At 71.4% G+C, this 23,389-nt stretch carries 21 protein-coding genes and 1 riboswitch; of the genes, 9 read left to right on the forward strand and 12 right to left on the reverse strand.

Annotation, left to right across the window (positions count from 1 at the left end; all coding sequences use genetic code 11):
* Positions 1-142: 142 nt before the first annotated feature.
* From ACZ4MU_RS05525 to ACZ4MU_RS05540, 4 genes are all read right to left on the reverse strand, one after another.
* Positions 143-1,756, reverse strand: a complete 1,614-nt coding sequence (locus tag ACZ4MU_RS05525) for a glycoside hydrolase family 3 protein (protein WP_467871294.1) — start codon at positions 1,754-1,756, stop codon at positions 143-145.
* A 9-nt stretch (positions 1,757-1,765) separates the two neighbouring features.
* Positions 1,766-2,620 (reverse strand): carbohydrate ABC transporter permease, encoded by an 855-nt coding sequence (locus ACZ4MU_RS05530; RefSeq protein ID WP_467871297.1) that lies wholly within the window; start codon positions 2,618-2,620, stop codon positions 1,766-1,768.
* A 29-nt stretch (positions 2,621-2,649) separates the two neighbouring features.
* Positions 2,650-3,645: a carbohydrate ABC transporter permease gene (locus tag ACZ4MU_RS05535; RefSeq protein WP_467871299.1), complete on the reverse strand. Its 996-nt coding sequence runs from the start codon at positions 3,643-3,645 to the stop codon at positions 2,650-2,652.
* Positions 3,646-3,728: 83 nt separating this feature from the next.
* Positions 3,729-5,009 carry an extracellular solute-binding protein gene (locus ACZ4MU_RS05540; RefSeq protein WP_467871301.1) on the reverse strand — a complete coding sequence of 427 codons (1,281 nt, stop codon included), beginning with the start codon at positions 5,007-5,009 and terminating at the stop codon, positions 3,729-3,731.
* Positions 5,010-5,292: 283 nt separating this feature from the next.
* Between ACZ4MU_RS05540 and ACZ4MU_RS05545 the strand changes: the two genes are divergently transcribed.
* From ACZ4MU_RS05545 to ACZ4MU_RS05565, 5 genes are all read left to right on the forward strand, one after another.
* Positions 5,293-6,057, forward strand: coding sequence for a GntR family transcriptional regulator (locus tag ACZ4MU_RS05545; protein WP_358832380.1), 765 nt, complete (start codon positions 5,293-5,295; stop codon positions 6,055-6,057).
* Between the two features lie 202 nt (positions 6,058-6,259).
* Positions 6,260-6,514, forward strand: coding sequence for a DUF3311 domain-containing protein (locus ACZ4MU_RS05550; RefSeq protein ID WP_467871303.1), 255 nt, complete (start codon positions 6,260-6,262; stop codon positions 6,512-6,514).
* Between the two features lie 20 nt (positions 6,515-6,534).
* A complete protein-coding gene (gene mctP, locus ACZ4MU_RS05555) occupies positions 6,535-8,142 on the forward strand; it encodes a monocarboxylate uptake permease MctP (protein WP_467872227.1) in 1,608 nt (535 codons plus the stop codon).
* 238 nt (positions 8,143-8,380) lie between these two features.
* A riboswitch (cobalamin riboswitch) is annotated at positions 8,381-8,504 on the forward strand.
* Between the two features lie 129 nt (positions 8,505-8,633).
* Positions 8,634-11,012, forward strand: coding sequence for a ribonucleoside-diphosphate reductase subunit alpha (locus tag ACZ4MU_RS05560; protein WP_467871304.1), 2,379 nt, complete (start codon positions 8,634-8,636; stop codon positions 11,010-11,012).
* Complete coding sequence (locus tag ACZ4MU_RS05565; protein WP_467871306.1) at positions 11,012-12,025, forward strand: ribonucleotide-diphosphate reductase subunit beta; 1,014 nt, start codon at positions 11,012-11,014, stop codon at positions 12,023-12,025. The genes ACZ4MU_RS05560 and ACZ4MU_RS05565 overlap by 1 nt, the downstream gene beginning before the upstream one ends.
* A 67-nt stretch (positions 12,026-12,092) precedes the next feature.
* On the opposite strand, the gene def is transcribed toward ACZ4MU_RS05565, so the two are convergent.
* The 8 genes from def to ACZ4MU_RS05605 form a co-directional block, all read right to left on the reverse strand.
* Positions 12,093-12,725, reverse strand: coding sequence for a peptide deformylase (gene def / locus ACZ4MU_RS05570; protein ID WP_467871308.1), 633 nt, complete (start codon positions 12,723-12,725; stop codon positions 12,093-12,095).
* A 59-nt stretch (positions 12,726-12,784) separates the two neighbouring features.
* On the reverse strand, positions 12,785-13,774 hold the full coding sequence (locus ACZ4MU_RS05575) for a tetratricopeptide repeat protein (RefSeq protein ID WP_467871311.1): 990 nt from the start codon (positions 13,772-13,774) through the stop codon (positions 12,785-12,787).
* 113 nt (positions 13,775-13,887) lie between these two features.
* On the reverse strand, positions 13,888-15,183 hold the full coding sequence (locus tag ACZ4MU_RS05580) for an HD-GYP domain-containing protein (RefSeq protein ID WP_467872229.1): 1,296 nt from the start codon (positions 15,181-15,183) through the stop codon (positions 13,888-13,890).
* On the reverse strand, positions 15,180-16,562 hold the full coding sequence (locus ACZ4MU_RS05585) for an HD-GYP domain-containing protein (protein ID WP_467871314.1): 1,383 nt from the start codon (positions 16,560-16,562) through the stop codon (positions 15,180-15,182). The genes ACZ4MU_RS05580 and ACZ4MU_RS05585 overlap by 4 nt, the downstream gene beginning before the upstream one ends.
* A 247-nt stretch (positions 16,563-16,809) precedes the next feature.
* Positions 16,810-17,103, reverse strand: a complete 294-nt coding sequence (rsrA, locus tag ACZ4MU_RS05590) for a mycothiol system anti-sigma-R factor (RefSeq protein ID WP_358832388.1) — start codon at positions 17,101-17,103, stop codon at positions 16,810-16,812.
* Positions 17,100-17,744, reverse strand: coding sequence for a sigma-70 family RNA polymerase sigma factor (locus ACZ4MU_RS05595; protein ID WP_180357259.1), 645 nt, complete (start codon positions 17,742-17,744; stop codon positions 17,100-17,102). The genes rsrA and ACZ4MU_RS05595 overlap by 4 nt, the downstream gene beginning before the upstream one ends.
* A 266-nt stretch (positions 17,745-18,010) precedes the next feature.
* A complete protein-coding gene (locus tag ACZ4MU_RS05600) occupies positions 18,011-18,670 on the reverse strand; it encodes an alpha/beta hydrolase family protein (RefSeq protein WP_467871317.1) in 660 nt (219 codons plus the stop codon).
* Between the two features lie 359 nt (positions 18,671-19,029).
* Positions 19,030-19,851, reverse strand: coding sequence for an SOS response-associated peptidase (locus ACZ4MU_RS05605; protein ID WP_467871320.1), 822 nt, complete (start codon positions 19,849-19,851; stop codon positions 19,030-19,032).
* 49 nt (positions 19,852-19,900) lie between these two features.
* Between ACZ4MU_RS05605 and ACZ4MU_RS05610 the strand changes: the two genes are divergently transcribed.
* The 4 genes from ACZ4MU_RS05610 to ACZ4MU_RS05625 all read left to right on the forward strand — a co-directional run bounded on the left by ACZ4MU_RS05610 (position 19,901) and on the right by ACZ4MU_RS05625 (position 23,388).
* Positions 19,901-20,614, forward strand: coding sequence for a M50 family metallopeptidase (locus ACZ4MU_RS05610; RefSeq protein ID WP_467871323.1), 714 nt, complete (start codon positions 19,901-19,903; stop codon positions 20,612-20,614).
* A 26-nt stretch (positions 20,615-20,640) separates the two neighbouring features.
* Complete coding sequence (aroA, locus tag ACZ4MU_RS05615; RefSeq protein WP_467871326.1) at positions 20,641-21,966, forward strand: 3-phosphoshikimate 1-carboxyvinyltransferase; 1,326 nt, start codon at positions 20,641-20,643, stop codon at positions 21,964-21,966.
* Positions 21,967-21,981: 15 nt separating this feature from the next.
* Positions 21,982-22,995, forward strand: coding sequence for a ribosome small subunit-dependent GTPase A (rsgA, locus tag ACZ4MU_RS05620; protein WP_467871329.1), 1,014 nt, complete (start codon positions 21,982-21,984; stop codon positions 22,993-22,995).
* Positions 22,996-23,064: 69 nt separating this feature from the next.
* The gene (locus ACZ4MU_RS05625; RefSeq protein WP_467871331.1) at positions 23,065-23,388 is read left to right on the forward strand and encodes a DMT family transporter; all 324 of its coding nucleotides are present in this window, start codon (positions 23,065-23,067) and stop codon (positions 23,386-23,388) included.
* The last annotated feature ends 1 nt before the right edge of the window (position 23,389 follow it).

The raw sequence follows: 23,389 nt of genomic DNA on the forward strand, positions 1-23,389 counted from the left end.
CTCCTTCGGCTGCGGACCGTGCTGGGTTGCTCGCGCGCAGGAGCACTCCCGCCCCGAAAGGGGCGCGGGGAACCGCGCGAGCGACCCTCCACCGGCCCGCAGACGAGCACCCGCCCCGGCAAGGGCCCCCCGCCCGAGGGGTTCAGGAGACGGGCGGGGTGGGGGAAAGAACCTCGGCCGCCGCCCGGCCGCACACCCTCGCCGCCCCATGCGTAGCCACATGCACCGCCCCCCGCGCCACAGCCTGCGGCACCCCCATCTCGACCACCACCGTGTCCGGCCGCGCCGACAACAGCGCGTCCAGGACCGCCCCCATCCACGGATGCCGGTGCTCGTCGCGTACCACCGCCACGATCCGGCGGGACCCGGCCGCGGCCAGCACCGAGGACGGGTCCACGGACGGGCCGTAGGTGCCCGTCGACGTCCCCGGCAGCAGCGCCGCGAGTTCCGCCGCCACCCCCCACGGCGTCTCGTCCCCGACCGCGATGTTCGCGACGGGGGTGAGGGCGGCCACATGGGGCGGCGCGGCCAGCGGCAGCCCGTCCCCGGTGACCCGCAGCGCCCGCCGCGCAGCGACCAGACCGATGTCGGACCCGCCGCCGGTGGCGCATCCGTAACCAGTACCGCTACCAGAGCCCGTACCGGAGCCGTAACCAGTACCGGAGCCGGAGCGAGTACCGGTACCGGAGCCGGGCGCGGTCCCCTCCTGTGGCTCCGCGCCCGGCCCCGCCGCATCCCCCCTCGCCCGCCGGGTCCAGGACGCCAGCGCGCGCACCCGCTCGGCCGCGTCGGCCAGGCGTGACTCGGGCAGCTCCCCGCCGCGTACCGCCGCGACCAGGGCGTCGCGCAGCCGCAGCACGGTGTCCTCGTCCGCCAGGCCGCCGCCGACGCACAGCGCGTCCGCGCCGGCCGCGATCGCGAGGACCGAGCCGCGCTCGATTCCGTACGTCGAGGCGATGGCCTGCATCTCCACCGCGTCGGTGACGATCAGCCCGTCGTAGCCGAGTTCCTCGCGCAGCAGTCCGGTCAGGACGCGCGGGCTCAGCGTCGCCGGGCGGGCGGGGTCGAGCGCGGGAAGCAGGATATGCGCACTCATGACCGACTTGGAACCCGCGGCGATCGCCGCGCGGAACGGCACCAGCTCACGGGCGTGCAGGGTCTCGAGGTCCACGTCGATGCGGGGCAGCGCGTGGTGCGAGTCGACCGCCGTGTCGCCGTGGCCGGGGAAGTGCTTGGTGCAGGCGGCGACCCCGGCGGACTGGAGGCCCTCGATGTACGCGGCGGTGTGCCGCGCCACCAGCTGCGAGTCGGCGCCGAACGACCGTACCCCGATGACCGGATTGCCCGGGTTGGAGTTGACGTCGGCGGAGGGGGCCCAGTTGAGGTCCACCCCGCAGACCGCGAGGCGGCGGCCGAGCTCGTGCGCCACCGCCCGGGTCAGCTCCGTGTCGTCGACCGACCCGAGCGCCAGGTTGCCGGGGAAGGACGAGCCCGTACGGACCTCCAGACGGGTGACGTCGCCGCCCTCCTCGTCGATGGCCACCAGGACGTCGTCCCGCTCGGACCGCAACTGGGACGTCAGGGCGGCCAGTTGGTCCGCCGTGGCGATGTTCCGGCCGAACAGGCCCACCGAGGTGAGGCCTTCGCCGATCCGGCGCAGCAGCCAGCCGGGGGCGGTCGTGCCGACGAAGCCGGGCTGCAGGACGGTGAGGGCGTCGCGCGTGAGTGTGTCGGTGCTGCGTGCGATCGTCGTCATGGGGCGGCGTTATCCCTTCACTGCGCCGGCCGTCAGACCCGCGGCCATCTTGCGCTGGACGAGGAGGAAGAGAGCCACGATGGGGACGGCCATCATGGTGGAGCCGGCCATCATGGGGGCGAACTCGGTGCCGTGCTGGGTGGTGAAGTTGGACAGCCACACGGTGGCGGTCTGGTGGTTCTGGCTCATCAGCATGAGGGCGTAGAGGTATTCGTTCCACGCCTGGATGAAGCCGTAAACCGAGGTGGCCACCATGCCGGGGGCCAGCAGCGGGAAGACCACGCGGACGAACGCGCCGGTACGGCTACACCCGTCGACCATCGCCGCCTCCTCCAGCTCCTTGGGGACGTTGACGATGAAGCCGCGCAGCGTCCAGACCGTGAAGGGCAGGATGAAGGTCAGATAGGTGAGGATCAGACCGGAGAGCTTGTCGTACTGGCCCAGGTCGTTGAGGAGCAGGAAGACCGGGATGATCATCGCGACCAGCGGGACCATCTGGACGGCCAGGATGCCGATGATCACGATCTTCCGGCCCCGGAAGGCGAACCGCGAGATGGCGAGCGCCGCCAGCAGTCCGACCGCGATGCCGATCACCACGACCACGACGGAGACGATCAGCGACCGGCCGATCGAGCCCCAGAAGTCCCCGATGTCCAGCGCGCGGCGGAAGTTCTCGGTGGTCAGCGTGCGGGGGAAGAAGTGCGGGTCCGGGTCGATCGCGTCCTTGGCGGGCTTGAGCGCCGTGTTGAGCATCCAGTAGACGGGGAAGCCGGCGGTGGCGAAGACCAGCAGCCCGAGCAGGTTCCAGCCGAGCTTGGACTTCTTCTTGCGGGGGCGCGCGAGCGCCTGGGCCGAGGAGGCCATGGGTGCCCCGTCCTTTCCGATCACCGCGCTCACTCGACGTCCCCGATCTTCAGCATCTGCCGCATGTACACCGCGATCACACCGAGCAGCAGCAGCACGGTCAGCAGCGCGATCGCCGAGCCCTGCGAGTAGTCGTTGACCACGAACGCCTTGTCGTACGAGTACGTGGTGAGCAGCTGGAACTCCGGCTCGGGGTGGTTGCCGCGCATCACGAAGACCTGCGGGAAGACCCCCATGTCCCAGATGACCGAGAGGGTCGCCAGCATCACGATGATGGGCTTGAGGATCGGCAGGGTCACGTGCCGGAACACGCCCCACGAGCCCGCGCCGTCGAGCCGGGCGGCCTCCTCCAGCTCCTTGGGGACCTGGGTGAGACCGGCGCTCAGGGTGATGACCACGAACGGCACCGCCCCCCAGACCACGAGCAGCATGATCACGGCGAGGCCCTGGGTGCCGCTGGCGAACCAGTTGTGGCCGATCATGTCGACCCCGGGCACCTGGCTGAGCAGCCAGTTCAGTACGCCGAAGTCGCTGTCGAACATCCACTTGAAGATGGTGATGGCGACGACGATCGGCATGCCCCAGCTCGCCACCAGGGCGATGTTGACCAGGGTCTTGACCCAGCCGGAGACCCGCTGGAGCAGCAGGGCGATCAGCATGCCCAGCACCATGGTCAGCACGACCGCGGTGAAGGCGAACAGGACGGTCCGCACGACGACGGTCCAGAACTCGCTGTCGCCCAGGACGTTGGTGAAGTTGTCGAAGCCGGCCGACTCCGGGTCCTTGAAGCCCCACAGCTGAGGCTGGCCGAACTTCTGGAACGACAGGGTGACCAGGCGTACCAGCGGATAGCCGAGGACCAGGGCCAGGGCCAGGAGGCACGGGGCGAGCAGCGCCCAGGGCACCGCCGCCTGTCCCGCTCCGCGTTTGCTGGCCGGCCTCTTCGGCTTCCCGGATTCCCCACCCGGTAGTGGGTCGCGCCGCGCCGGCGGCACCTTGGCGGTGGTTGTCTCTGCGGCACTCATCGCGCGCTCCTAGCGGTCCCTCTTTCGGTACTGGCCGGGCGGGGGCCCCGTCGTTGACCGACGACGGGGCCCCCGCCCACAGGTCACTTGGTGTTGATGACCTTGTCGATCGCGGCGTCCGCGTCCTTCGCGGCCTGCTCGACCGACTTCTTGCCGGTGCCGATGGCCTGGAGCATGTCCTGGAGGACCTTGGCCTTCTCGACCTGGCCCCAGCCCGGGGCCATGGGCACGAACCAGCTGGACTCGGCCGCGGTGGCCGCGACGGCCGTCTTCGGGTCCGACTTCAGCGGGGCGAGGGCCGTCTTGTTGTTGGGCAGGTTCTGCTTGGCGACCAGGCCCTTCTGGCCCTGGGTGCCGGTGAAGGCGTTGATCCACTCGGCGGCGAGCGCCTGCGCCTTGGACTTGACCGGGACGGCGAGGTCGGAGCCGCCGAGGAAGACCGGCATGGCCTTGCCGGACGGGCCGGGCATCACGAACGACTCCAGCTTGTCGGCGAGCTTGCCGACCTTGTCGTTCTCGGGCAGCGCGGCGTTGGCGCCCTCCCACGCGGGGCTGAAGACGAGCGCGGACTTGCCCTGGCCGTAGACGATCGGCCGGTCGGCCTCGTCCTTGGTCTTGTCGCCGTGCATGTACTTGCCGAGGATGTTCTTGTACTCGTTCAGCCCCTTGAGGGACTCCGGCGAGGACAGGTTCCCCTTGAACTTCCCGCCGTCCTCCTTGGCGATGGAGCCGCCGGCGTCGTACACGTACGACATGGCCGCGTACCAGTCGCGGGTCGGCTGGTACCAGGCGCTGAACTTGTCGCCCTTCTTCGCCTGGATCTTGTCCAGGTCGGCGGTCAGCTCGGTGTACGTCTTCGGGGTGGCGGTGACGCCGGCCTCGGCGGCGACGTCCTTGCGCCAGGTCGCCGTGCGGCCACCGGCGTAGTAGGGGACGCCGTAGGTCTTGCCGTCGTAGGTGACCGACGCCTTGAGGCCGTCGAGCCAGGCGGAGGAGTTGTCGAACTTCGACGGGTCGATCTCCGCGAAGGCGCCCTTGACCGAGTAGGCGAGCATCTCGGTGTTGCCCATCTCGACCACGTCGGGGGCCTTGTCGGTGGCGAGCACCGCGTCGAGCTTGGCGTTCTTGTCCGGCCAGCCGTAGTACTCGTGGTTGATCTTCAGGCCCGGGTGCTTGGCGACGATCGCGTCGTCGGCGGCCTTGACCAGGTCCGGCCAGTTCTTCTGCGCGTCGACCGTCAGCCAGACCGTCAGCTGCTTGGCGTCCCCGCCCTCGGCCCCGTCCTTCTTGTCGTCGGAGCCACACGCCGCGATGCTGACCAACATGCCCGCGACGCCGATCGCCGCGATGAGCTTGCGCTTCACGCCACCCTCCTCAGGGATGCTGCAACCCCCCGCCCACCGCGAAGACATACGACGTGTACTGCCTGTGGGGCTGGGACCTGGTCTTTAATGGTTTAGACCAGTACCCGGAGCTTGGCCTAGACCTTTAGGGGTGTCAAGGGTGTATAAGAAGGGCTGTCGCGTCCGTTATCGGACCGACACCTGAGGGAGGGCGACGACCCGTGACCGGTCCGTGCCACCATGTGAGCCGCGACAGACGGAGGAGCCGGTGACGGCAGCAGCGCAGCACTCGGGAAGGCGGGCCATGGCCACCGACGGGAGCGGTACGGAGACAGAGGCGGGCCCCGGCGCCCGGACCGCTCGCGTGCCCAAGTACTACCGCCTCAAGCGGCATCTGCTCGACATGACGGAGACCCTGCCGCCGGGGACCCCGGTGCCGCCCGAGCGCACGCTGGCCGCCGAGTTCGACACCTCCCGCACCACCGTGCGCCAGGCCCTCCAGGAGCTGGTGGTCGAGGGGCGCCTGGAGCGCATCCAGGGCAAGGGCACCTTCGTCGCCAAGCCCAAGGTCTCCCAGGCCCTGCAACTGACCTCCTACACCGAGGACATGCGCGCCCAGGGCCTGGAGCCCACCTCGCAGCTCCTGGACATCGGCTATGTGACGGCCGACGACACGCTCGCCGGGCTGCTCGACATCGCCGCGGGCGGCAGGGTGCTGCGCATCGAGCGGCTGCGCCTGGCGAGCGGCGAGCCGATGGCGATCGAGACCACCCACCTGTCGGCCAAGCGCTTCCCCGCGCTGCGCCGCTCGCTCGTCAAGTACACCTCTCTCTACACCGCCCTCAACGAGGTGTACGGAGTGCGGCTCGCCGAGGCCGAGGAGACCATCGAGACGTCGCTGGCCACCCCGCGCGAGGCCGGACTGCTCGGCACGGACGTGGGCCTGCCGATGCTGATGCTCTCCCGGCACTCCCTGGACGGCGACGGCGAGCCGGTGGAGTGGGTGCGCTCGGTCTACCGCGGCGACCGCTACAAGTTCGTCGCGCGACTGAAGCGCCCGACGGACTGAGGCGGCCCGGCCCGCGACCGGCTGGGGGTCCGGGGGTTACCCCCGGGACAACACAGCGTGGCCCGCCTCAAGCGGCCCACGGACCGACCCTCCTCACCGGCTGACGTCCGGTATCCGGTACAGGTCTTCCATGGCGGGATTCCGTCCCCTAGATTTCGTGCGCATTGCAACAGGTGAGCACTGCGAGGGGACGAAAGCCACCATGCCGGAAACAACGCAAACGCCGAGAGCGGTGATCACGCCGGTGCGCGTGGTCATCGCGCTCTGCCTGATCGCGCCCTTCGTGGCGATGCTGTGGGTCGGTTCGTACGCGAAGGCCGACCCGGCACTCGCCGGGATCCCCTTCTTCTACTGGTACCAGATGCTGTGGGTGGTCATCTCCACCGCGCTCACGATGCTCGCGTACAAGCTGTGGCAGCGCGACCAGCAGGGCCGCAAGGCGGGTGAGGGCAAGTGACTCTCGCAGCAGGCGACGGGGTGAACGGCGTCGCGCTCGGCGTCTTCATCTTCTTCTTCCTCGCCGTCACGGTCCTCGGCTTCATGGCCGCCCGCTGGCGCCGCGCCGAGAACGAGCACAGCCTCGACGAATGGGGCCTGGGCGGCCGCTCCTTCGGCACCTGGGTCACCTGGTTCCTGCTCGGCGGCGACCTCTACACGGCGTACACCTTCGTCGCGGTCCCGGCGGCGGTGTACGCGGCGGGCGCGGCCGGGTTCTTCGCGGTGCCGTACACGATCCTGGTCTATCCGCTCATCTTCACCTTCCTGCCGCGGCTGTGGTCGGTCTCGCACAAGCACGGCTATGTGACGACCTCGGACTTCGTCCGCGGCCGGTTCGGCTCCAAGAGCCTCTCGCTCGCGGTCGCGGTCACCGGCATCCTCGCCACGATGCCCTACATCGCGCTCCAGCTCGTCGGCATCCAGGCGGTGCTCGACGTGATGGGCGTCGGCGGTTCCGGCAACTGGTTCGTCAAGGACCTGCCGCTGCTGATCGCGTTCGCGGTGCTCGCCGCGTACACCTACTCCTCGGGTCTGCGCGCCCCCGCGCTGATCGCGTTCGTGAAGGACACGCTGATCTACATCGTCATCCTGGTGGCGATCATCTACATCCCGGTCAAGCTCGGCGGCTTCGACGACATCTTCGCGGCGGCCCGGCACAAGTTCGAGACGCCCAACGCGGCCGGCAAGCCCACGGGCGCGCTGGTCCCCGGCGACGCGGGCCAGTGGACCTACGCCACGCTGGCCCTCGGCTCGGCGCTGGCGCTCTTCATGTACCCGCACTCCATCACGGCGACCCTCTCCTCCCGCAGCCGCGAGGTGATCCGCCGCAACACCACGATCCTGCCGCTCTACTCGCTGATGCTGGGGCTGCTCGCGCTGCTCGGCTTCATGGCGATCGCCGCCGGGGTCAAGGTCAAGAACGGCCAGCTGGCCATCCCGCAGCTCTTCGAGGACATGTTCCCGGACTGGTTCGCGGGCGTGGCGTTCGCGGCCATCGGCATCGGCGCCCTCGTCCCCGCGGCGATCATGTCGATCGCGGCCGCGAACCTGTTCACCCGCAACATCTACCGGGACTTCATCAAGCCGGACGCCACGCCGAAGCAGGAGGCGCAGGTCTCCAAGATCGTCTCGCTCCTGGTGAAGGTGGGCGCGCTGGTCTTCGTCCTGACCATGGACAAGACGGTCGCGATCAACTTCCAGCTGCTCGGCGGCATCTGGATCCTCCAGACCTTCCCCGCGCTGGTGGGCGGACTGTTCACGCGCTGGTTCCACCGCTGGGCGCTGCTCGCGGGCTGGGCCGCCGGCATGGTGTACGGCACGCTCGCCGCGTACGGGGTCGCCTCCCCCACCCAGAAGCACTTCGGCGGCAGCTCCAAGGAGATCCCCGCCATCGGTGAGATCGGCTACATCGGCCTCACCGCCTTCGTCCTGAACGTGGCGGTGACGGTGGTTCTCACGCTCGTCCTGCGGGCCGTGAAGGCCCCCGACGGGGTCGACGAGACGTCCCCGCGGGACTACACGGCGGACGCGGGCGACCCGGGCGTGGAGGTCGAACTGCCCCCGGCGACGGCGGGCTCGACGCACTGAGCCGAACGACGTTGGACGGGCCGCCGGGGAAACCCGGCGGCCCGTTTTCGTGGCTCCGGGGAATGCCCACGACCGCCTCGCGGTTCCGGCCTACGGCATCCGCAGCTCCCCTCAGGGGCGCGGGGAACCGCGCGACAGGCCCCGGCCGGCCCGCGGTGAAGCAACTACCCAGCACACACACTCCGGTACGGATGCGACACAACATGTGGGGGCACCACGACAGCCCGGCACAAGATGTATGCTCATGCTCGCTGTCGCCGCAGGGGAATCCGGTGCAAATCCGGAACTGTCCCGCAACGGTGTACTGGTACGCATTTGCGTACTTGGTCAGTCCGAGGACCTGCCGACAGCGCACCCTGGCCGTCCGGCCCGGGTGCCAGACGTCCAGGGCCTCGCGGAATGGGCAAGTGGACGCGGCGTACCCCCGAAGGGGTGTGTCCGCGTGCCCGCACGCTCCCCGAGGCCCCGTGCCGAGCGAGGAGTGCCCCCACGTGACCATCGCCCCTGCGGATCCCGCTTCAGCGATCGCCGAGGAGTCGGCCGATGCCCCCGGGACCGCCCTGCTGCGGACCCTGACCGACCTCACCGCCGACCTGCCGGACACCGACCCCGGCCGTGTCGCCGCCGCCGCGCTGCGCGGCCGCAACGCGCGCTCGGACGAGGCGGAGCTGCGTGGGCTCGCCACCGAGGCCGCCGCTGGTCTGATCTCCGAGGACCCGGCGTACTCCCGCCTCGCCGCCCGGCTGCTGACGCTCACGATCGCCGAGGAGGCCGCGGGTCAGGGCTCGGTCTCGTTCTCCGACTCCGTCGAGGTCGGCCACCGCGAGGGGCTGATCGCGGACCGCACCGCCGACTTCGTGCGGCTGCACGCGGCCCGCCTCGACGCGCTGGTCGCGACCTCCCTCGCGGACGGCGCCGACGACCGCTTCGGCTACTTCGGCCTGCGCACGCTCTACTCGCGCTATCTGCTGCGGCACCCGATCACCCGCCAGGTCATCGAGACCCCCCAGCACTTCATGCTCCGGGTCGCGGCCGGTCTGGCCGAGAACGACTCGGTGCGCGCGCTGGACGAGGTCGCCTCGCTGTACGGGCTGATGAGCCGGCTCGACTACCTGCCGTCCTCCCCCACCCTCTTCAACTCCGGCACCCGCCACCCGCAGATGTCCAGCTGCTATCTGCTGGACTCCCCGCTGGACGAGCTGGACTCGATCTACGACCGCTACCACCAGGTGGCGCGCCTGTCCAAGCACGCGGGCGGCATCGGCCTCTCGTACTCCCGCATCCGTTCGCGCGGCTCGCTCATCCGGGGCACCAACGGCCACTCCAACGGCATCGTGCCGTTCCTGAAGACGCTGGACGCCTCGGTGGCGGCGGTCAACCAGGGCGGGCGGCGCAAGGGCGCGGCGGCGGTCTACCTGGAGACCTGGCACTCCGACATCGAGGAGTTCCTGGAGCTGCGCGACAACACCGGCGAGGACGCCCGGCGCACGCACAACCTGAACCTGGCGCACTGGATCCCGGACGAGTTCATGCGCCGGGTGGACGCGGACGGCACCTGGTCGCTGTTCTCCCCCGCCGACGTGCCCGAGCTGGTCGACCTGTGGGGCGAGGAGTTCGACGCCGCCTACCGCAGGGCCGAGGCCGCGGGTCTGGCCCAGAAGACGATCCCGGCGCGGGACCTGTACGGCCGGATGATGCGCACCCTGGCGCAGACCGGCAACGGCTGGATGACCTTCAAGGACGCCTCCAACCGGACCGCCAACCAGACGGCGGAGCCCGGCCACACGGTCCACTCCTCGAACCTCTGCACCGAGATCCTGGAGGTCACCGACGACGGCGAGACGGCCGTCTGCAACCTCGGCTCGGTCAACCTCGGCGCCTTCGTGCTGGCCTCCGGCGAGATCGACTGGGAGCGGCTGGACGGGGCCGTCCGCACCGCCGTGACCTTCCTCGACCGGGTCGTCGACATCAACTTCTACCCGACCGAGCAGGCCGGCCGCTCCAACGCCAAGTGGCGTCCGGTGGGCCTGGGCGCGATGGGCCTGCAGGACGTCTTCTTCAAGCTGCGCCTGCCCTTCGACTCCCCCGAGGCGAAGGCCCTGTCGACGAAGCTCGCCGAGCGCATCATGCTCACGGCGTACGAGGCGTCCTGCGACCTGGCCGAGCGGTCGGGCCCGCTGCCCGCCTGGGAGAAGACCCGTACGGCGCGCGGTGTGCTGCACCCGGACCACTACGACGTCGAGCTGAACTGGCCGGAGCGCTGGGCGGCGCTGCGCGAGCGGATCGCCGCGGTGGGCATGCGCAACTCGCTGCTCCTCGCGATCGCCCCGACCGCGACCATCGCCTCCATCGCCGGTGTGTACGAGTGCATCGAGCCGCAGGTCTCCAACCTCTTCAAGCGCGAGACGCTCTCGGGTGAGTTCCTCCAGGTCAACGCCTACCTGGTGGAGGACCTGAAGAGGCTCGGCGTGTGGGACGCGCAGTCCCGCGAGGCGCTGCGCGAGGCGAGCGGCTCGGTCCAGGACTTCAGCTGGATCCCCGCCGACGTGCGCGCGCTCTACCGCACGGCGTGGGAGATCCCGCAGCGCGGCCTGATCGACATGGCCGCGGCCCGCACCCCGTTCCTGGACCAGTCGCAGTCGCTGAACCTGTTCCTGGAGACGCCCACCATCGGCAAGCTGTCGTCGATGTACGCGTACGCCTGGAAGCAGGGGCTGAAGACGACGTACTACCTGCGCTCGCGCCCGGCCACGCGCATCGCCCGCGCCGCGCAGGCCAGCGCCCCCATCCCCGTCCAGCAGGCGGCCCCCGACGCCGACGCGGTCGCCTGCTCCCTTGAGAACCCCGAGTCCTGCGAGGCCTGCCAGTAATGAGCTCCACCGACAAGAACCTGCTCGACCCGGGCTTCGAGCTGACCCTGCGTCCGATGCGCTACCCGGACTTCTACGAGCGCTACCGGGACGCGATCAAGAACACCTGGACGGTGGAGGAGGTCGACCTCCACTCCGACGTCGCCGACCTCGCCAAGCTCTCGCCGGGCGAGCAGCACATGATCGGGCGGCTGGTGGCGTTCTTCGCCACGGGCGACTCGATCGTGGCGAACAACCTGGTCCTGACGCTGTACAAGCACATCAACTCCCCCGAGGCGCGGCTGTATCTGAGCCGTCAGCTCTTCGAGGAGGCCGTGCACGTCCAGTTCTATCTGACGCTGCTCGACACCTACCTGCCCGATCCGGACGACCGCTCGGCCGCGTTCGACGCGGTGGAGAACATCCCCTCCATCCGCGAGAAGGCCCAGTTCTGCTTCAAGTGGATGGACTCGGTCGAAAAGATCGAGCGGCTTGAGACCCGGGCCGACCGCCGCCGCTTCCTGCTGAACCTGATCTGCTTCGCGGCGTGCATCGAGGGCCTGTTCTTCTACGGCGCCTTCGCGTACGTGTACTGGTTCCGCTCGCGCGGTCTGCTGCACGGCCTCGCCACCGGCACCAACTGGGTGTTCCGCGACGAGACGATGCACATGAACTTCGCCTTCGAGGTCGTGGACACCGTCCGCAAGGAGGAGCCGGACCTCTTCGACGACGCGCTCCAGCAGCAGGTCACCGACATGATCAAGGAGGCCGTCGAGGCGGAGCTGCAGTTCGGGCGCGACCTGTGCGGCGAGGGTCTGCCGGGCATGAACACCGAGTCGATGCGCGAGTACCTCCAGTGCGTCGCCGACCAGCGCCTGACGCGCCTCGGCTTCGCGCCGGTGTACGGCTCCTCGAACCCGTTCTCGTTCATGGAGCTCCAGGGCGTCCAGGAGCTCACGAACTTCTTCGAGCGCCGCCCGTCCGCCTACCAGGTGGCGGTCGAGGGCTCGGTGGGCTTCGACGAGGAGTTCTAGGCTCCGGATACGGCGAAGGGGCCCGCACCGTCGGTGGCGCGGGCCCCTTCGCCGTACGTATGGACGACTAGTCGTTCGGGACGACCTCGTACCGGGGCGTGTTCTCCGCCATCTGCCGCAGCGCGTCCTTGCGGTCGCGCTTGGAGAGGCGGTCGATGTACAGGTAGCCGTACAGGTGGTCCGTCTCGTGCTGGAGGCAGCGGGCGAAGTAGCCGGTGCCGCGCACCCGGATCGGGTTGCCCTCGGCGTCCTGGCCGCGCACCACCGCGTAGTCGGGGCGGGCCAGCTCCGCGTAGGCGGTCGGGACCGACAGGCAGCCCTCGTTGGACTCGTCCAGGACCCGGCGGTCGGCGGGGAGCTCCTCTAGGACCGGGTTGCACACGACGCCGACGTGGCGCACGCCCTCGTCGTCCATGCAGTCGTAGACGAAGACCTTCAGGTCCACGCCGATCTGGTTGGCGGCCAGGCCCACGCCCTCGGCGGTGCGCTGGCTGGCGAACATGTCGTCGATCAGCGCGGCGAGCTTGGCGTCGAACTCGGTGACGTCCTTGCACTCCTTGTGCAGCACCGGGTTGCCGACGACCGTGATGGGCCGGGACGTGCCCCGGGCGCGGTACGCCTGCTCGCGCTCCTCGCAGTCCTCCGTGTCGACGACGAACCCGTCGTTCTCGACCTGCTGGTCCGTCTCCTGCTGCGACATGTCCGCCGTACGCCTTCCTCAAAAACCCGATTCCGAACCCGTACAGCCTACGGGGGCGGTCAGCAGACTTCCTCCAGATCCCGCCACTCGCGGCTGTCGGGGCTGTCCGCGACCCATCCGTCCAGCAGCCCGCGCACCAGCCCCGGCGGCGCCGCGATCCCGCACTCGCGCTCGGGCACCCACAGGTCACCGGCCGTGCGGTGGCCCAGCGGCCCCGGGTGGCCCGGCTCGCTGTGGTCGTGCGGGTCCAGGTGCTCGCCGTCGCCCTCGTCGCTGGGCATCGTCGACTCCGAGCAGGCCCGGCACAGCAGCCGCACCGACGACGACCAGTCCTCGGCGGCGAAGCCCGCGTCGGCCGCGAGGCGCTCCAGGGCGTCCCGGTCGGCCTCGGTGGCGGCCTCCAGGAGCACCACCCAGGTGGGCACCGGCGAGGGCGCCCACAGCTCGATCTCGTCGAAGACGGGGAAGGAGGACCCGGCCGCGACCGTGCGCTCGCCGTGCGGCACCCCGTCGTGCAGGACCACCTCGCCCCAGCGCCGCCCGGAGGACGGCAGCGGGATCGACAGGACCTCGATCCGCGCCGGGTCCAGCCGGCGGCCCCACACCACCTCGGCCTCGCCCTCGGGCGAGAGCCGTACGGCCGCGCTGCCCAGCTCCATTCCCAGCGGCTCACCGGTGCCGGTGGCGCTCTCCTGGTAGCCGCGCACCTTCAGTCCGTACGCCTGCCAGGCCCGCCGCGCCAGCGGCCAGTCCTGGAGCGCCGTGGCGGCGATCCCGACGTTCCACCAGTCGGGGGCGCCCGTCTCCTTGTCCAGCAGCGCCACGGCCCGCAGGCCCGCGGCGCGCGCCTGCTCCCAGTCGTGCCGGAACTTGTGGAGCAGCGCCAGGTTGAACCAGGACTCGGAGAGCCACGGTTCCAGATCCGCCGCGCGCGTCAGCAGCGCGCCGGCGTCCTCGTACCTGCCGTCGCCGATCAGCGTGAACGCACGGTCCGTGGCCTGCCGCCACGAGGCGGAGGGCCGGTGCCGTCCCTTGCCGAAGATCCTCACGATTCCCGCCTGCCCAGACCGACCTGCCTCCGAGCCGGTCTTCGGTCTCCCAGTTTTCTGGGTTCTTTCGCATCCAACCATGCCCGGCCGGAAGGCCGCTCATTACTCCTGGGTTACCCAGGTGCCGCCAGGGTCAGACAGCCCCTGGCCAGGACGCGTGCCAGGGATTCCACGACCTCGGGCTGATGGTCCCGTCCGGTGCCCAGCCGCAGCTGCTCCAGGGCGCTCAGGGAGCTCCCCGGACCGCCCGGGGAGCCCGCGAGGTCGTCGTAGGCGTTGACCGTTCGCACGATCCGGGCGGGCAGCGGCTGCTCGCGGTACGGGTCGGCCTGCCGCTCCACGATCACCGCGACCTCGGCGGGCACCCCCGTCTGGCGCACCACGGCCCCGCCGAGGAGCGCTATCCGGCGCTGCTCGGCGGCGGGCAGGGGGGCGGTGGCCCCGGCGGGCACCGGGTCGACCAGCGAGAGCTGGCCGATGTCGTGCATCAGCGCCGCGTACTCCAGGACGGTCAGCTCGGACTCGGAGAGCCCCAGCTCGCGCCCGACGGCCCGGCTGAGCGCCGCGACCCGGCGGGCGTGGCCGGGCTGGGTGTAGCCGGCGATCTCGGTGGCGCGGGCGAGCGAGGTGATGGTCTGCCGGTAGGTGGTGCGCACCGCCGCGTACCGGCGGAACGCGAGCTGGGTCAGGAGCAGCGGCACACAGAACACCGGCAGCGCCCACAGCCCCGCCACGGCGACCGCGAGGGCGATGACGGCGCCGGTGGCGCAGACCGCCGAGCCGATGCCGAGCAGCGCCCGCAGCTCGTCGCGCAGGAGCGGGCCGTACGGGAAGGAGGTGCGGGCCCGCAGCAGCGCGGCGGCGACGACAGCGTCGCACAGGGCGGTGAGCACCAGGACGAGCAGCAGGAAGAGCGCGTAGTACGGGCCGTGCCCGACCCACAGCTCCAGCGCGCCCGAGTTGTACAGCGGCTGGAAGCAGGCGGCGGCGAAGGCGACGGTCAGCACCCGCCGGGCCATCTGGTCCGGGCTGGGGCCCCGGCCACGCGCCACGTGCGGCACCGCGCCCACCAGGGCGGCGGCCAGCACCACGGCGACGGACTGCGGGACGCCGTGGTGGGTGGCGTGCCCGGCGTTCTGGCCGAGCAGGGCGTAGGCGAGGGCGCCCGCCGAGCCGAGCGGCGCGCACTCGCGGACGGTGTCCCCGTCGGCCCCGTCCGTGCCGTCTGTGCCGTTCCCCCAGCGGGCCAGTTCCCCGACGGTGACCAGGGTCCCGAAGGCGAGGGCGACCCCGGGTTCCTCGACCCCGGACCAGAAGGTGGCGGCCAGCGCCCAGGCGGCGAGGGCGGCCGCGGCCCCGTAGACCACGGCGACGGTGGAGGGCACCGCCCGCGCCCGCGCCGGGCTCATGGGCGCCCGGCCGGGGCGGCGTCGCACGCCGGGACGTTTCCGCGCGCCCCTCCCGCGCCCCGGTCCGGCTCGTCGGCGGTCACCGCGGGGTGCCAGCCGTGCCGGTCGAGGGCGCGTACCAGGGCCCGTACCATCGCGGGGTCGAACTGGCGTCCGGCACACCGCTGGAGCTCCTCGACCGCCGCCCGCACCGGCCGGGCGCGGCTGTAGGAGCGGGTCGAGGTCATCGCGTCGAAGGCGTCGGCGACGGCGACCACGCGGGCGAACTCGGGGATCTGCGGTCCGGCGAGGCCATAGGGGTAGCCGCTGCCGTCGAGCCGTTCGTGGTGGTGCAGGATCGCGGCGCGCGCCTCGCCGAGGAAGCCGATCCCGCGGACCATCTCGTGGCCGTACTCGGGGTGCAGCTCGATCACCGCGCGCTCCTGCGGGGTGAGCGGCCCGTCCTTGCGCAGCAGCCGGGTGGGCACGCCCAGCTTGCCCACGTCGTGCAGGATCCCGGCGAACCGCAGCACCTCCAGGCGGCTCTCGTCCATGCCGAGCTCCCGGGCGATCAGCACGGAGGCGAGGCCCACGCGCTCGCTGTGGCCGCGCGTGTAGGTGTCCTTGATGTCGACGGCCTGCACCAGCGCGCGGATGGTGGCCTGGTGGGCGGCGTGCTCGCGGTGGTACTGCGCGAAGACCCAGCACGAGACGTACATCGGGAGCAGCACCAGCAGGGCGGCGGGCGGGCCGTACGGGCTGCGCCAGAGCACCGCCATCATCAGCCCGGCGAGGCCGTGGACGCAGTACGGGCCCAGGGAGCGCAGCAGCAGCCCGCGCCAGGCGGTCCGGGCGGGCAGCCGCTCGGCGGTCCACAGGATCAGCCCGTCGAGGGCGGCCAGGACCGCGCAGAAGACCAGCGCGGCGGCCCCGGCGGGCAGCAGGACGTACGGGAAGTCGGGGGCCGGGGCCGCCGGGGCGCCGCCGAGCGGGGGGCGTCCGCCGAGCCGTGCGTGCGCCTCGGCCGCGGCGCACACGGCGAGCGCCAGCTGGGCGGCGCGCCACAGGCGGCGCAAGGACCGGGGCTCCTGTTCGGCCCTGGTGAGCAGCGCGCCCGGGACCGCGACCAGCGCGGCCGCGGCGGGCGGCAGCAGGAACGCGGCGGCGAGCAGCACGGGGAAGAAGGAACCGGAGGCGGTCGGGACGGTCACCCTCCCGGCAAGGAAGGGGCAGCGCGCGGGCCATTCGCACAGCGCGTACAGCCCGGCGAGCAGGCCCAGCGCGCCCCAGGGGACGTCCGTGCGCGCCACGGGTGAGGCACACGCTCCGGCGCCCACCACCGCGCCCAGGAGAACGACACGCGCCCCCCAGGGCAGGGTCCGCCACCGCGGTCGGTCCATGGCGCGCCTCCCTCCTGCTCCGGATCGGGAGGATAGGCCCGCGCGGGACGGCGGGTAGGCGCATTGTCGGATTGAACCGTTTAGGTCCCCGCGGATTAGCACCTTCGGGTGACAGAGACGCGGGACAGGCATGCGCGGAACCGGTCCGGAAGGACGGGCGGGACGGGTGCGGCACGGGAGAACGAAAAAGGGCCGCGCCCGTGGCAGCGGCCCTTCCTTCCGCGGGAACCGTGGACGGTCCCCCGGCTCAGCCCTCGGTGACGATGTCCTGGTCCGGCACGGCCTGGCCGGAGCGGATCAGGTCGATCCGGCCCATGACCTTGGAGCGCAGGTCGGCGGGGACGTCGTCAGACCCGCAGCACCGCTTCACCAGCTTCTTCACGGCCTGTTCGAGGCCGTACTTCTCCAGGCACGGCGAGCACTCCTCGAAGTGCACCTCGAACTTGTTGCAGTCACTGTCGGGCATCTCGTGGTCGAGGAACTCGTAGAGATGGTCCAGGACCTCAGAGCAGTCCGTCTCGTGCGGCTCTCCGCAGCTCATGAGCCCGAGCCTTTCGCTTCGTCCGACTCGCCGGCGCCGGCCGGGACGAGCCCGCGGTCACGGGCGTAGTCCTCCAGCATTCCGCGCAGTTGGCGGCGGCCCCGGTGCAGCCGGGACATCACCGTACCGATGGGTGTACCCATGATGTCCGCGATCTCCTTGTACGCAAAGCCCTCCACGTCCGCCAGATACACGGCGATGCGGAACTCCTCGGGGATCGCCTGGAGGGCTTCCTTCACGTCGGAGTCGGGCAGGTGGTCCAGCGCCTGCGACTCGGCCGACCGCAGACCGGTCGACATGTGCGACTCGGCGCGCGCGAGCTGCCAGTCCTCGATCTCCTCGGCGGCGCTGCGCTGGGGTTCACGCTGCTTCTTGCGGTACGAGTTGATGAAGGTGTTGGTGAGAATCCGGTAGAGCCAAGCCTTGAGGTTCGTCCCCTCCCGGAACTGGTGGAAGGATCCGTATGCCTTCGCGTAGGTCTCCTGCACCAGGTCCTCGGCGTCCGCGGGGTTGCGCGTCATGCGCAGCGCGGCCGAGTACATCTGGTCGAGGTAGCCGAGGGCATCCCGCTCGAAGCGCGCGTTGCGCTCGGCGGTCGACTCTTCCACGTGGCCGTCGTCGGTCCCTGTGACCGGACCCACCTCCTCGAACGGTGTGACGAGTCCGAAACCGGACCCGCTCGAATCGGAGAATAGACGACGATCCGGTCCGGCCGCCGCTCGAATAGGAGCGGTCTTGCCTGCCGACAGCACCGTCCTCCCCCAGCTACCGCTGGGAGGTGCCCCCGCGAGATCAGCGGCGCGCGAGCGGCTGGGGCAGATGGTCGAACCCATGCGAAGGACTCCCTGTCCACGAAATACCGGCCCTGCGAATGTTTACGTCCCTGACAACAGCGGGCCGGTACGTGTCATTCCCGCAGCGCGGCCACCCACGGGCCGACGCCTTCGGTGATGACGGCCAGGGCCTCGTCCTGCGTGAGGGGGCCCCGCTTGGGCACGGCGAACCCGTGGTCCCCGGAGGGCACTTCCACGAGCCGGCGGCCCCCTGCGGGGGCCTGCGCGGTGAACTCCCCGGGGAACTCCTGGGGCCGCCCGAAGGGGTCGTTGCCGCCCTGGACGACGAGGGTGGGCACTCCGGTGCCGAGCAGTTCCTCGGCACGGGACTTCTCGGGCCTGCCCGGCGGGTGCAGCGGGAAGCTCAGCGCGAGCACGGCGTGCGCGCCGAGCTCGCGCGCGGTCCGGCAGGCGACCCGGGCCCCGGCGCTGCGGCCGCCGGAGACGACGGGGACCCCGGCTGCGGCGAGGGCGGGCCACACCGCCCGCCACCCCGTGTCGAGGGTCTTGGGGGCGGGGGCCACCTTCTTCCCGGCGACTCGCCAGGGCTGCTCCACCAGGGCGACGGTGACGCCGAGCGGGGGGAGGGCGGCGGCGAGCGCGACGAGGTCGCGTGCCTCGATGCCGCCGCCGGCGCCGTGGCCGAGGGCGAGGGTCAGGTGCGGGTCCTTGGCGTGGTGCCAGGTGATCCGGGCATCCCCGGCGGAAGTCTCGATGAGATCGCTGTGGCTCACACCCCCATCCTGCCGCGCTGAACTCCGCGGGCGGGGCACCCCTGAAGGGCCCGACCTCGTCTGCGGGCCCGGTGGGGGTTGCCCGCGCGGTTCCCCGCGCCCCTGAGGCAGTCCCCCGCAGCCGGAGAACTCAGCTCAGCCATCAACTTCCAGGGGCGCGGGGAACTGCGCGAGCAACCCACCACGCCCGGCGGACAAACGCGAAGCGGGCGGCCGGGGGCGCAGCCCCGTCGGGGTGCAGGGGCGCAGCCCCGTCGGGGTGCAGGGGCGCAGCCCCGCTACCAGCAGGTCCGGCGCCCCCACCCCCGGGGTCCGGCGCCCCCACCCCCGGAGGGTTTGGGGAAGGGGCGGGGAGGGGCTCAAAACAGGGTTCCCTCCTCCGGCCCCGCCAGCTCCTTCAACAACTCCGGCCCGTTGTTCCGCACATTGCTCACCGCCGTCGACACCGCATACGCCCGCATCAACCCCTCCGGCGGAGGCCCCAGCAACCCCCGCACCTCCTCCACAGCCGTCGACGACGGATCCAACCACGCGTCCCACCGCGACCGCGGCAGCATCAACGGCATCCGGGGATGGATCGCGTACAGGGTGGACGGCCCCTCCGGGGGCGCCACCCCCAGCGGCCCCTTCTCCGCCTCCGTCGTGATCACCGAGCACGTCGCCCACCAGGCCGCCGGATGATCGTCCGGCAGCGTACGGTCGCGCCAGAACTCGTACAGCCCGGCCATGGCGAACACCGACCCGTCCGCCGGGGAGATGAAGTACGGCTGCTTGCGCGGCCGCTTCCGCTTCCCCTCGACCTCCAGCTCGCGCTCCTCCGCCCCGGTGACCCACTCGTAGTAGCCGTCCGCCGGAATGATGCAGCGGCGGGCCGCGAAGGGCCGGCGGAAGGACGGCTTCTCGTGCACCGTCTCCGCCCGTGCGTTGATCATCCGGGCAGCCCCGTCCGGTGAGCTCGCCCAGGACGGCACAAGCCCCCACCGGAGCTTGCGCAGCTGGCGAACCGGACGCGGGTCGTCCGCGTCTTTCAGTGGACGCTCCAGGACCGCGTAGACCTCTTTGGTCGGGGCCACGTTCCAGTCGGGCGCCAGCGTCTCGGCCGGATCGGGGTCCCACTTCTCTATCTCGAAGACGCCCGCGAGATCCTCGGGGCTACGACTCGCCGCATACCTCCCACACATGACCGTCACCCTGCCACGCGGCAGCCGACCAAGAGGAACCGTCCCGGAAATGGCCGACAAAATGCCCGACCTGCACGTTTTCGGCACCCAGGCCGCCCCCGCCCAGTGGCTGGTGGTCGCCACCGCGGCAGCCGCCCTCGCCGTCGTCCTGCCGCACGGCCTCTGGCGGCTGTCCCGCAACGCGATCACCATCGCCCACGAGGGCGGCCACGGCCTGGTCGCGCTGCTCACGGGCCGCCGTCTGGACGGCATCCGGCTCCACTCCGACACCAGCGGCCTCACCGTCAGCCGGGGCCGCCCGACCGGCCTCGGCATGATCCTGACCGCCGCCGCCGGCTACACCGCTCCCCCGCTGCTCGGCCTCGGCGGCGCCTGGCTGCTCGCGGCCCACCGCGTCACCCTGCTGCTCTGGGTCGCCACCGCCCTGCTGCTCGCGATGCTGGTGATGATCCGCAACGCGTACGGCGTGCTCACCGTGGTCCTCAGCGGCGCCGCCTTCCTGCTGGTGTCCTGGCTGACCTCGTCCGACGTGCAGTCCGCGTTCGCGTACACGGTGGTGTGGTTCCTGCTGCTGGGGGGCGTGCGTCCCGCCTTCGAGCTCCAGGCCAAGCGCCGCCGGCACCGCGGCGGCGCCGTCAGCGACACGGACGCCGACCAGCTGGCGCGGCTCACCTCCGTACCACCGGCGCTCTGGCTCTTCCTCTTCCACGCCGTCTCGGTCTGCTCGCTCATCGGCGGCGGACGGTGGCTGCTCGGACTCTAGGTTCTCCCCCCACTAAAGTGAGAGCCATGACCGAAACGCCCGTGCACCCCGCCCTCTGGCCCGCCCCCGTCGCGAGCGGAGCCGTCGACGCGACGGTCACCGTGCCCGGATCGAAATCGGTCACCAACCGGGCGCTGGTCCTGGCCTCCCTCGCCGCCGAGCCCGGCTGGCTGCGCCGCCCCCTGCGCTCCCGGGACACCCTGCTGATGGCCGAGGCGCTGCGCGCGCTCGGCGTCGGCATCGAGGAGGGCGTGGGCCCCGACGGCTCCGGCGAGGCCTGGCGCGTGATCCCCGCCGGTCTGCACGGCCCGGCCACCATCGACGTGGGCAACGCCGGTACGGTCATGCGCTTCCTGCCGCCCGTCGCCGCCCTCGCCGACGGCCCGGTCCGCTTCGACGGCGACCCCCGCTCCTACGAACGGCCCCTGACCGGGGTGATCGACGCGCTGCGCGCGCTCGGCGCGCGGATCGACGACGACGGCCGGGGCGCGCTCCCGCTCACCGTGCACGGCGGCGGCGCCCTCGACGGCGGCCGGGTCCGGATCGACGCCTCCTCCTCGTCGCAGTTCGTCTCCGCGCTGCTGCTCTCCGCGCCCCGCTTCAACCAGGGCGTGGAGGTACGGCACACCGGCGCCACCCTGCCGTCCATGCCGCACATCCGGATGACCGTCGACATGCTGCGCTCGGTCGGCGCTCAGGTGGACGAGCCGGAGACCGGCGGCGAGCCGAACGTGTGGCGGGTCTCGCCGTCCGCGCTGCTCGGCCGCGACCTCACGGTCGAGCCGGACCTGTCCAACGCCCAGCCGTTCCTGGCGGCCGCCCTGATCACCGGCGGCAAGGTGACGATCCCGGACTGGCCCGAGCGCACCACCCAGCCGGGCGACCAGCTGCGGCGGATCTTCACCGAGATGGGCGGTTCCTGCGAGCTGACCGAGCGCGGCCTGGTCTTCTCCGGCTCGGGCGCGATCCACGGCATCGACGTGGACCTGAGCGAGGTCGGCGAGCTCACCCCGGGCATCGCGGCGGTGGCCGCGCTGGCCGACTCGCCCTCGACGCTGCGCGGTGTCGCCCATCTGCGTCTGCACGAGACGGACCGCCTGGCGGCCCTCACCAAGGAGATCAACGAGCTCGGCGGCGATGTCACCGAGACCGCCGACGGGCTGCACATCCGCCCGCGCGCGCTGCACGGCGGCGTCTTCCACACGTACGACGACCACCGCATGGCCACCGCGGGCTCGATCATCGGCCTCGCCGTGGAGGGCGTGCGGATCGAGAACGTGGCGACGACCGCCAAGACGCTGCCGGACTTCCCCCGGATGTGGACCGGGATGCTGGCCGGGGCCGGAAACTGAGCGGGGCCTGAGCAGATGCGCCGCTACGGCAAGAACCCCGACGAGGACGACATCCGGGTCCGCCCGAACCGCAAGGGCAACCGTCCCCGCACCACCATCCGCCCCAAGCACGAGGACGCGAGCGAGGGCATGGTCCTCACCGTCGACCGGGGCCGGCTGACCTGCCTCGTCGAGGACCGCACGGTCACCGCGATGAAGGCCCGCGAGCTGGGCCGCAAGGCCGCGGTGGTCGGCGACCGGGTCATGATCGTCGGGGATCTCTCGGGCGAGAAGGACACCCTGGCGCGGATCGTGCGCATCCAGGAGCGCAGCTCGGTGCTGCGCCGCACGGCCGACGACGACGACCCGTTCGAGCGCGTGATCGTCGCCAACGCCGACCAGCTGGCGATCGTCACCGCGCTGGCGGACCCCGAGCCGCGCCCGCGGCTGATCGACCGCTGTCTGGTCGCCGCGTACGACGCGGGGCTCACCCCCCTGCTGGTGCTCACCAAGTCGGACCTGGCCCCGGCGGACGAACTCCTGGAGATGTACGGGGCCCTGGGCGTCCCGCACGTCGTCACCTCGCGCGATGAGCTCTACAGCGGCGACGCGGCGGACCGGGTGCGCGCGCACCTCGGCGGCAAGGCCACCGCGTTCGTCGGCCACTCCGGTGTCGGCAAGACGACGCTGGTCAACGCGCTGGTGCCGGAGGACCGCCGGCGCATCACCGGCCATGTCAACGCGGTCACGGGCCGCGGCCGGCACACCACCACCTCGGCGCTCGCACTGCCGCTGGCGAGCAGCGACGGCGGCTGGGTGATCGACACCCCGGGCGTGCGGTCGTTCGGCCTGCACCACGTCGACCCCTCCCGGGTCATCCTCGCCTTCCCCGACCTGGTGCCCGGCACCGAGAACTGCCCGCGCGCGTGCAGCCACGACGAGGTGGAGTGCGCGCTGGACGCCTGGGTCGCCCAGGGGCACGCCGACCCGGCGCGGCTCTACTCGCTGCGCCGGCTGCTCGCCACCCGGGAGCGCCACGAGGGCGACTGACGGACGCCACGTGCATAATCGCGGTAGCGATGACGAGCAGTCACCTATGTGTTGCGGGAGGGTGTGGACATGGCGTGGCTGCTGGTGGTGGTCGCCGGAATCCTGGAGACGGGGTTCGCCGTCTGTCTCAAACTGTCGCACGGCTTCACCCGGATCGCCCCGACCATCGCCTTCGCGGTCTTCGCGCTGGGCTCGTTCGGTCTGCTGACCCTCTCCCTGCGGAAGCTGGACGTCGGCCCGGCGTACGCGGTGTGGACCGGCATCGGCGCGACGGGCACCGCGGTCTACGGCATGGTCTTCCTCGGCGACGTGGTCTCCACGCTGAAGCTGGTGTCGATCTCGCTGGTGATCGTGGGCGTGATCGGCCTGCAGATCTCGGGCTCGGCCCACTGAG

The organism is Streptomyces sp. NPDC026377, assembly GCF_055567715.1.

Coding starts and splice junctions, on each gene's coding strand:
- ACZ4MU_RS05525 (WP_467871294.1), bottom strand. CDS start 1,756: ATGACGACGATCGCACGCAGCACCGACACACTCACGCGCGACGCCCTC.
- ACZ4MU_RS05530 (WP_467871297.1), bottom strand. CDS start 2,620: ATGGCCTCCTCGGCCCAGGCGCTCGCGCGCCCCCGCAAGAAGAAGTCC.
- ACZ4MU_RS05535 (WP_467871299.1), bottom strand. CDS start 3,645: ATGAGTGCCGCAGAGACAACCACCGCCAAGGTGCCGCCGGCGCGGCGC.
- ACZ4MU_RS05545 (WP_358832380.1), top strand. CDS start 5,293: ATGGCCACCGACGGGAGCGGTACGGAGACAGAGGCGGGCCCCGGCGCC.
- ACZ4MU_RS05550 (WP_467871303.1), top strand. CDS start 6,260: ATGCCGGAAACAACGCAAACGCCGAGAGCGGTGATCACGCCGGTGCGC.
- ACZ4MU_RS05565 (WP_467871306.1), top strand. CDS start 11,012: ATGAGCTCCACCGACAAGAACCTGCTCGACCCGGGCTTCGAGCTGACC.
- def (WP_467871308.1), bottom strand. CDS start 12,725: ATGTCGCAGCAGGAGACGGACCAGCAGGTCGAGAACGACGGGTTCGTC.
- ACZ4MU_RS05580 (WP_467872229.1), bottom strand. CDS start 15,183: ATGAGCCCGGCGCGGGCGCGGGCGGTGCCCTCCACCGTCGCCGTGGTC.
- ACZ4MU_RS05585 (WP_467871314.1), bottom strand. CDS start 16,562: ATGGACCGACCGCGGTGGCGGACCCTGCCCTGGGGGGCGCGTGTCGTT.
- rsrA (WP_358832388.1), bottom strand. CDS start 17,103: ATGAGCTGCGGAGAGCCGCACGAGACGGACTGCTCTGAGGTCCTGGAC.
- ACZ4MU_RS05605 (WP_467871320.1), bottom strand. CDS start 19,851: ATGTGTGGGAGGTATGCGGCGAGTCGTAGCCCCGAGGATCTCGCGGGC.
- ACZ4MU_RS05610 (WP_467871323.1), top strand. CDS start 19,901: ATGGCCGACAAAATGCCCGACCTGCACGTTTTCGGCACCCAGGCCGCC.
- aroA (WP_467871326.1), top strand. CDS start 20,641: ATGACCGAAACGCCCGTGCACCCCGCCCTCTGGCCCGCCCCCGTCGCG.
- rsgA (WP_467871329.1), top strand. CDS start 21,982: ATGCGCCGCTACGGCAAGAACCCCGACGAGGACGACATCCGGGTCCGC.
- ACZ4MU_RS05625 (WP_467871331.1), top strand. CDS start 23,065: ATGGCGTGGCTGCTGGTGGTGGTCGCCGGAATCCTGGAGACGGGGTTC.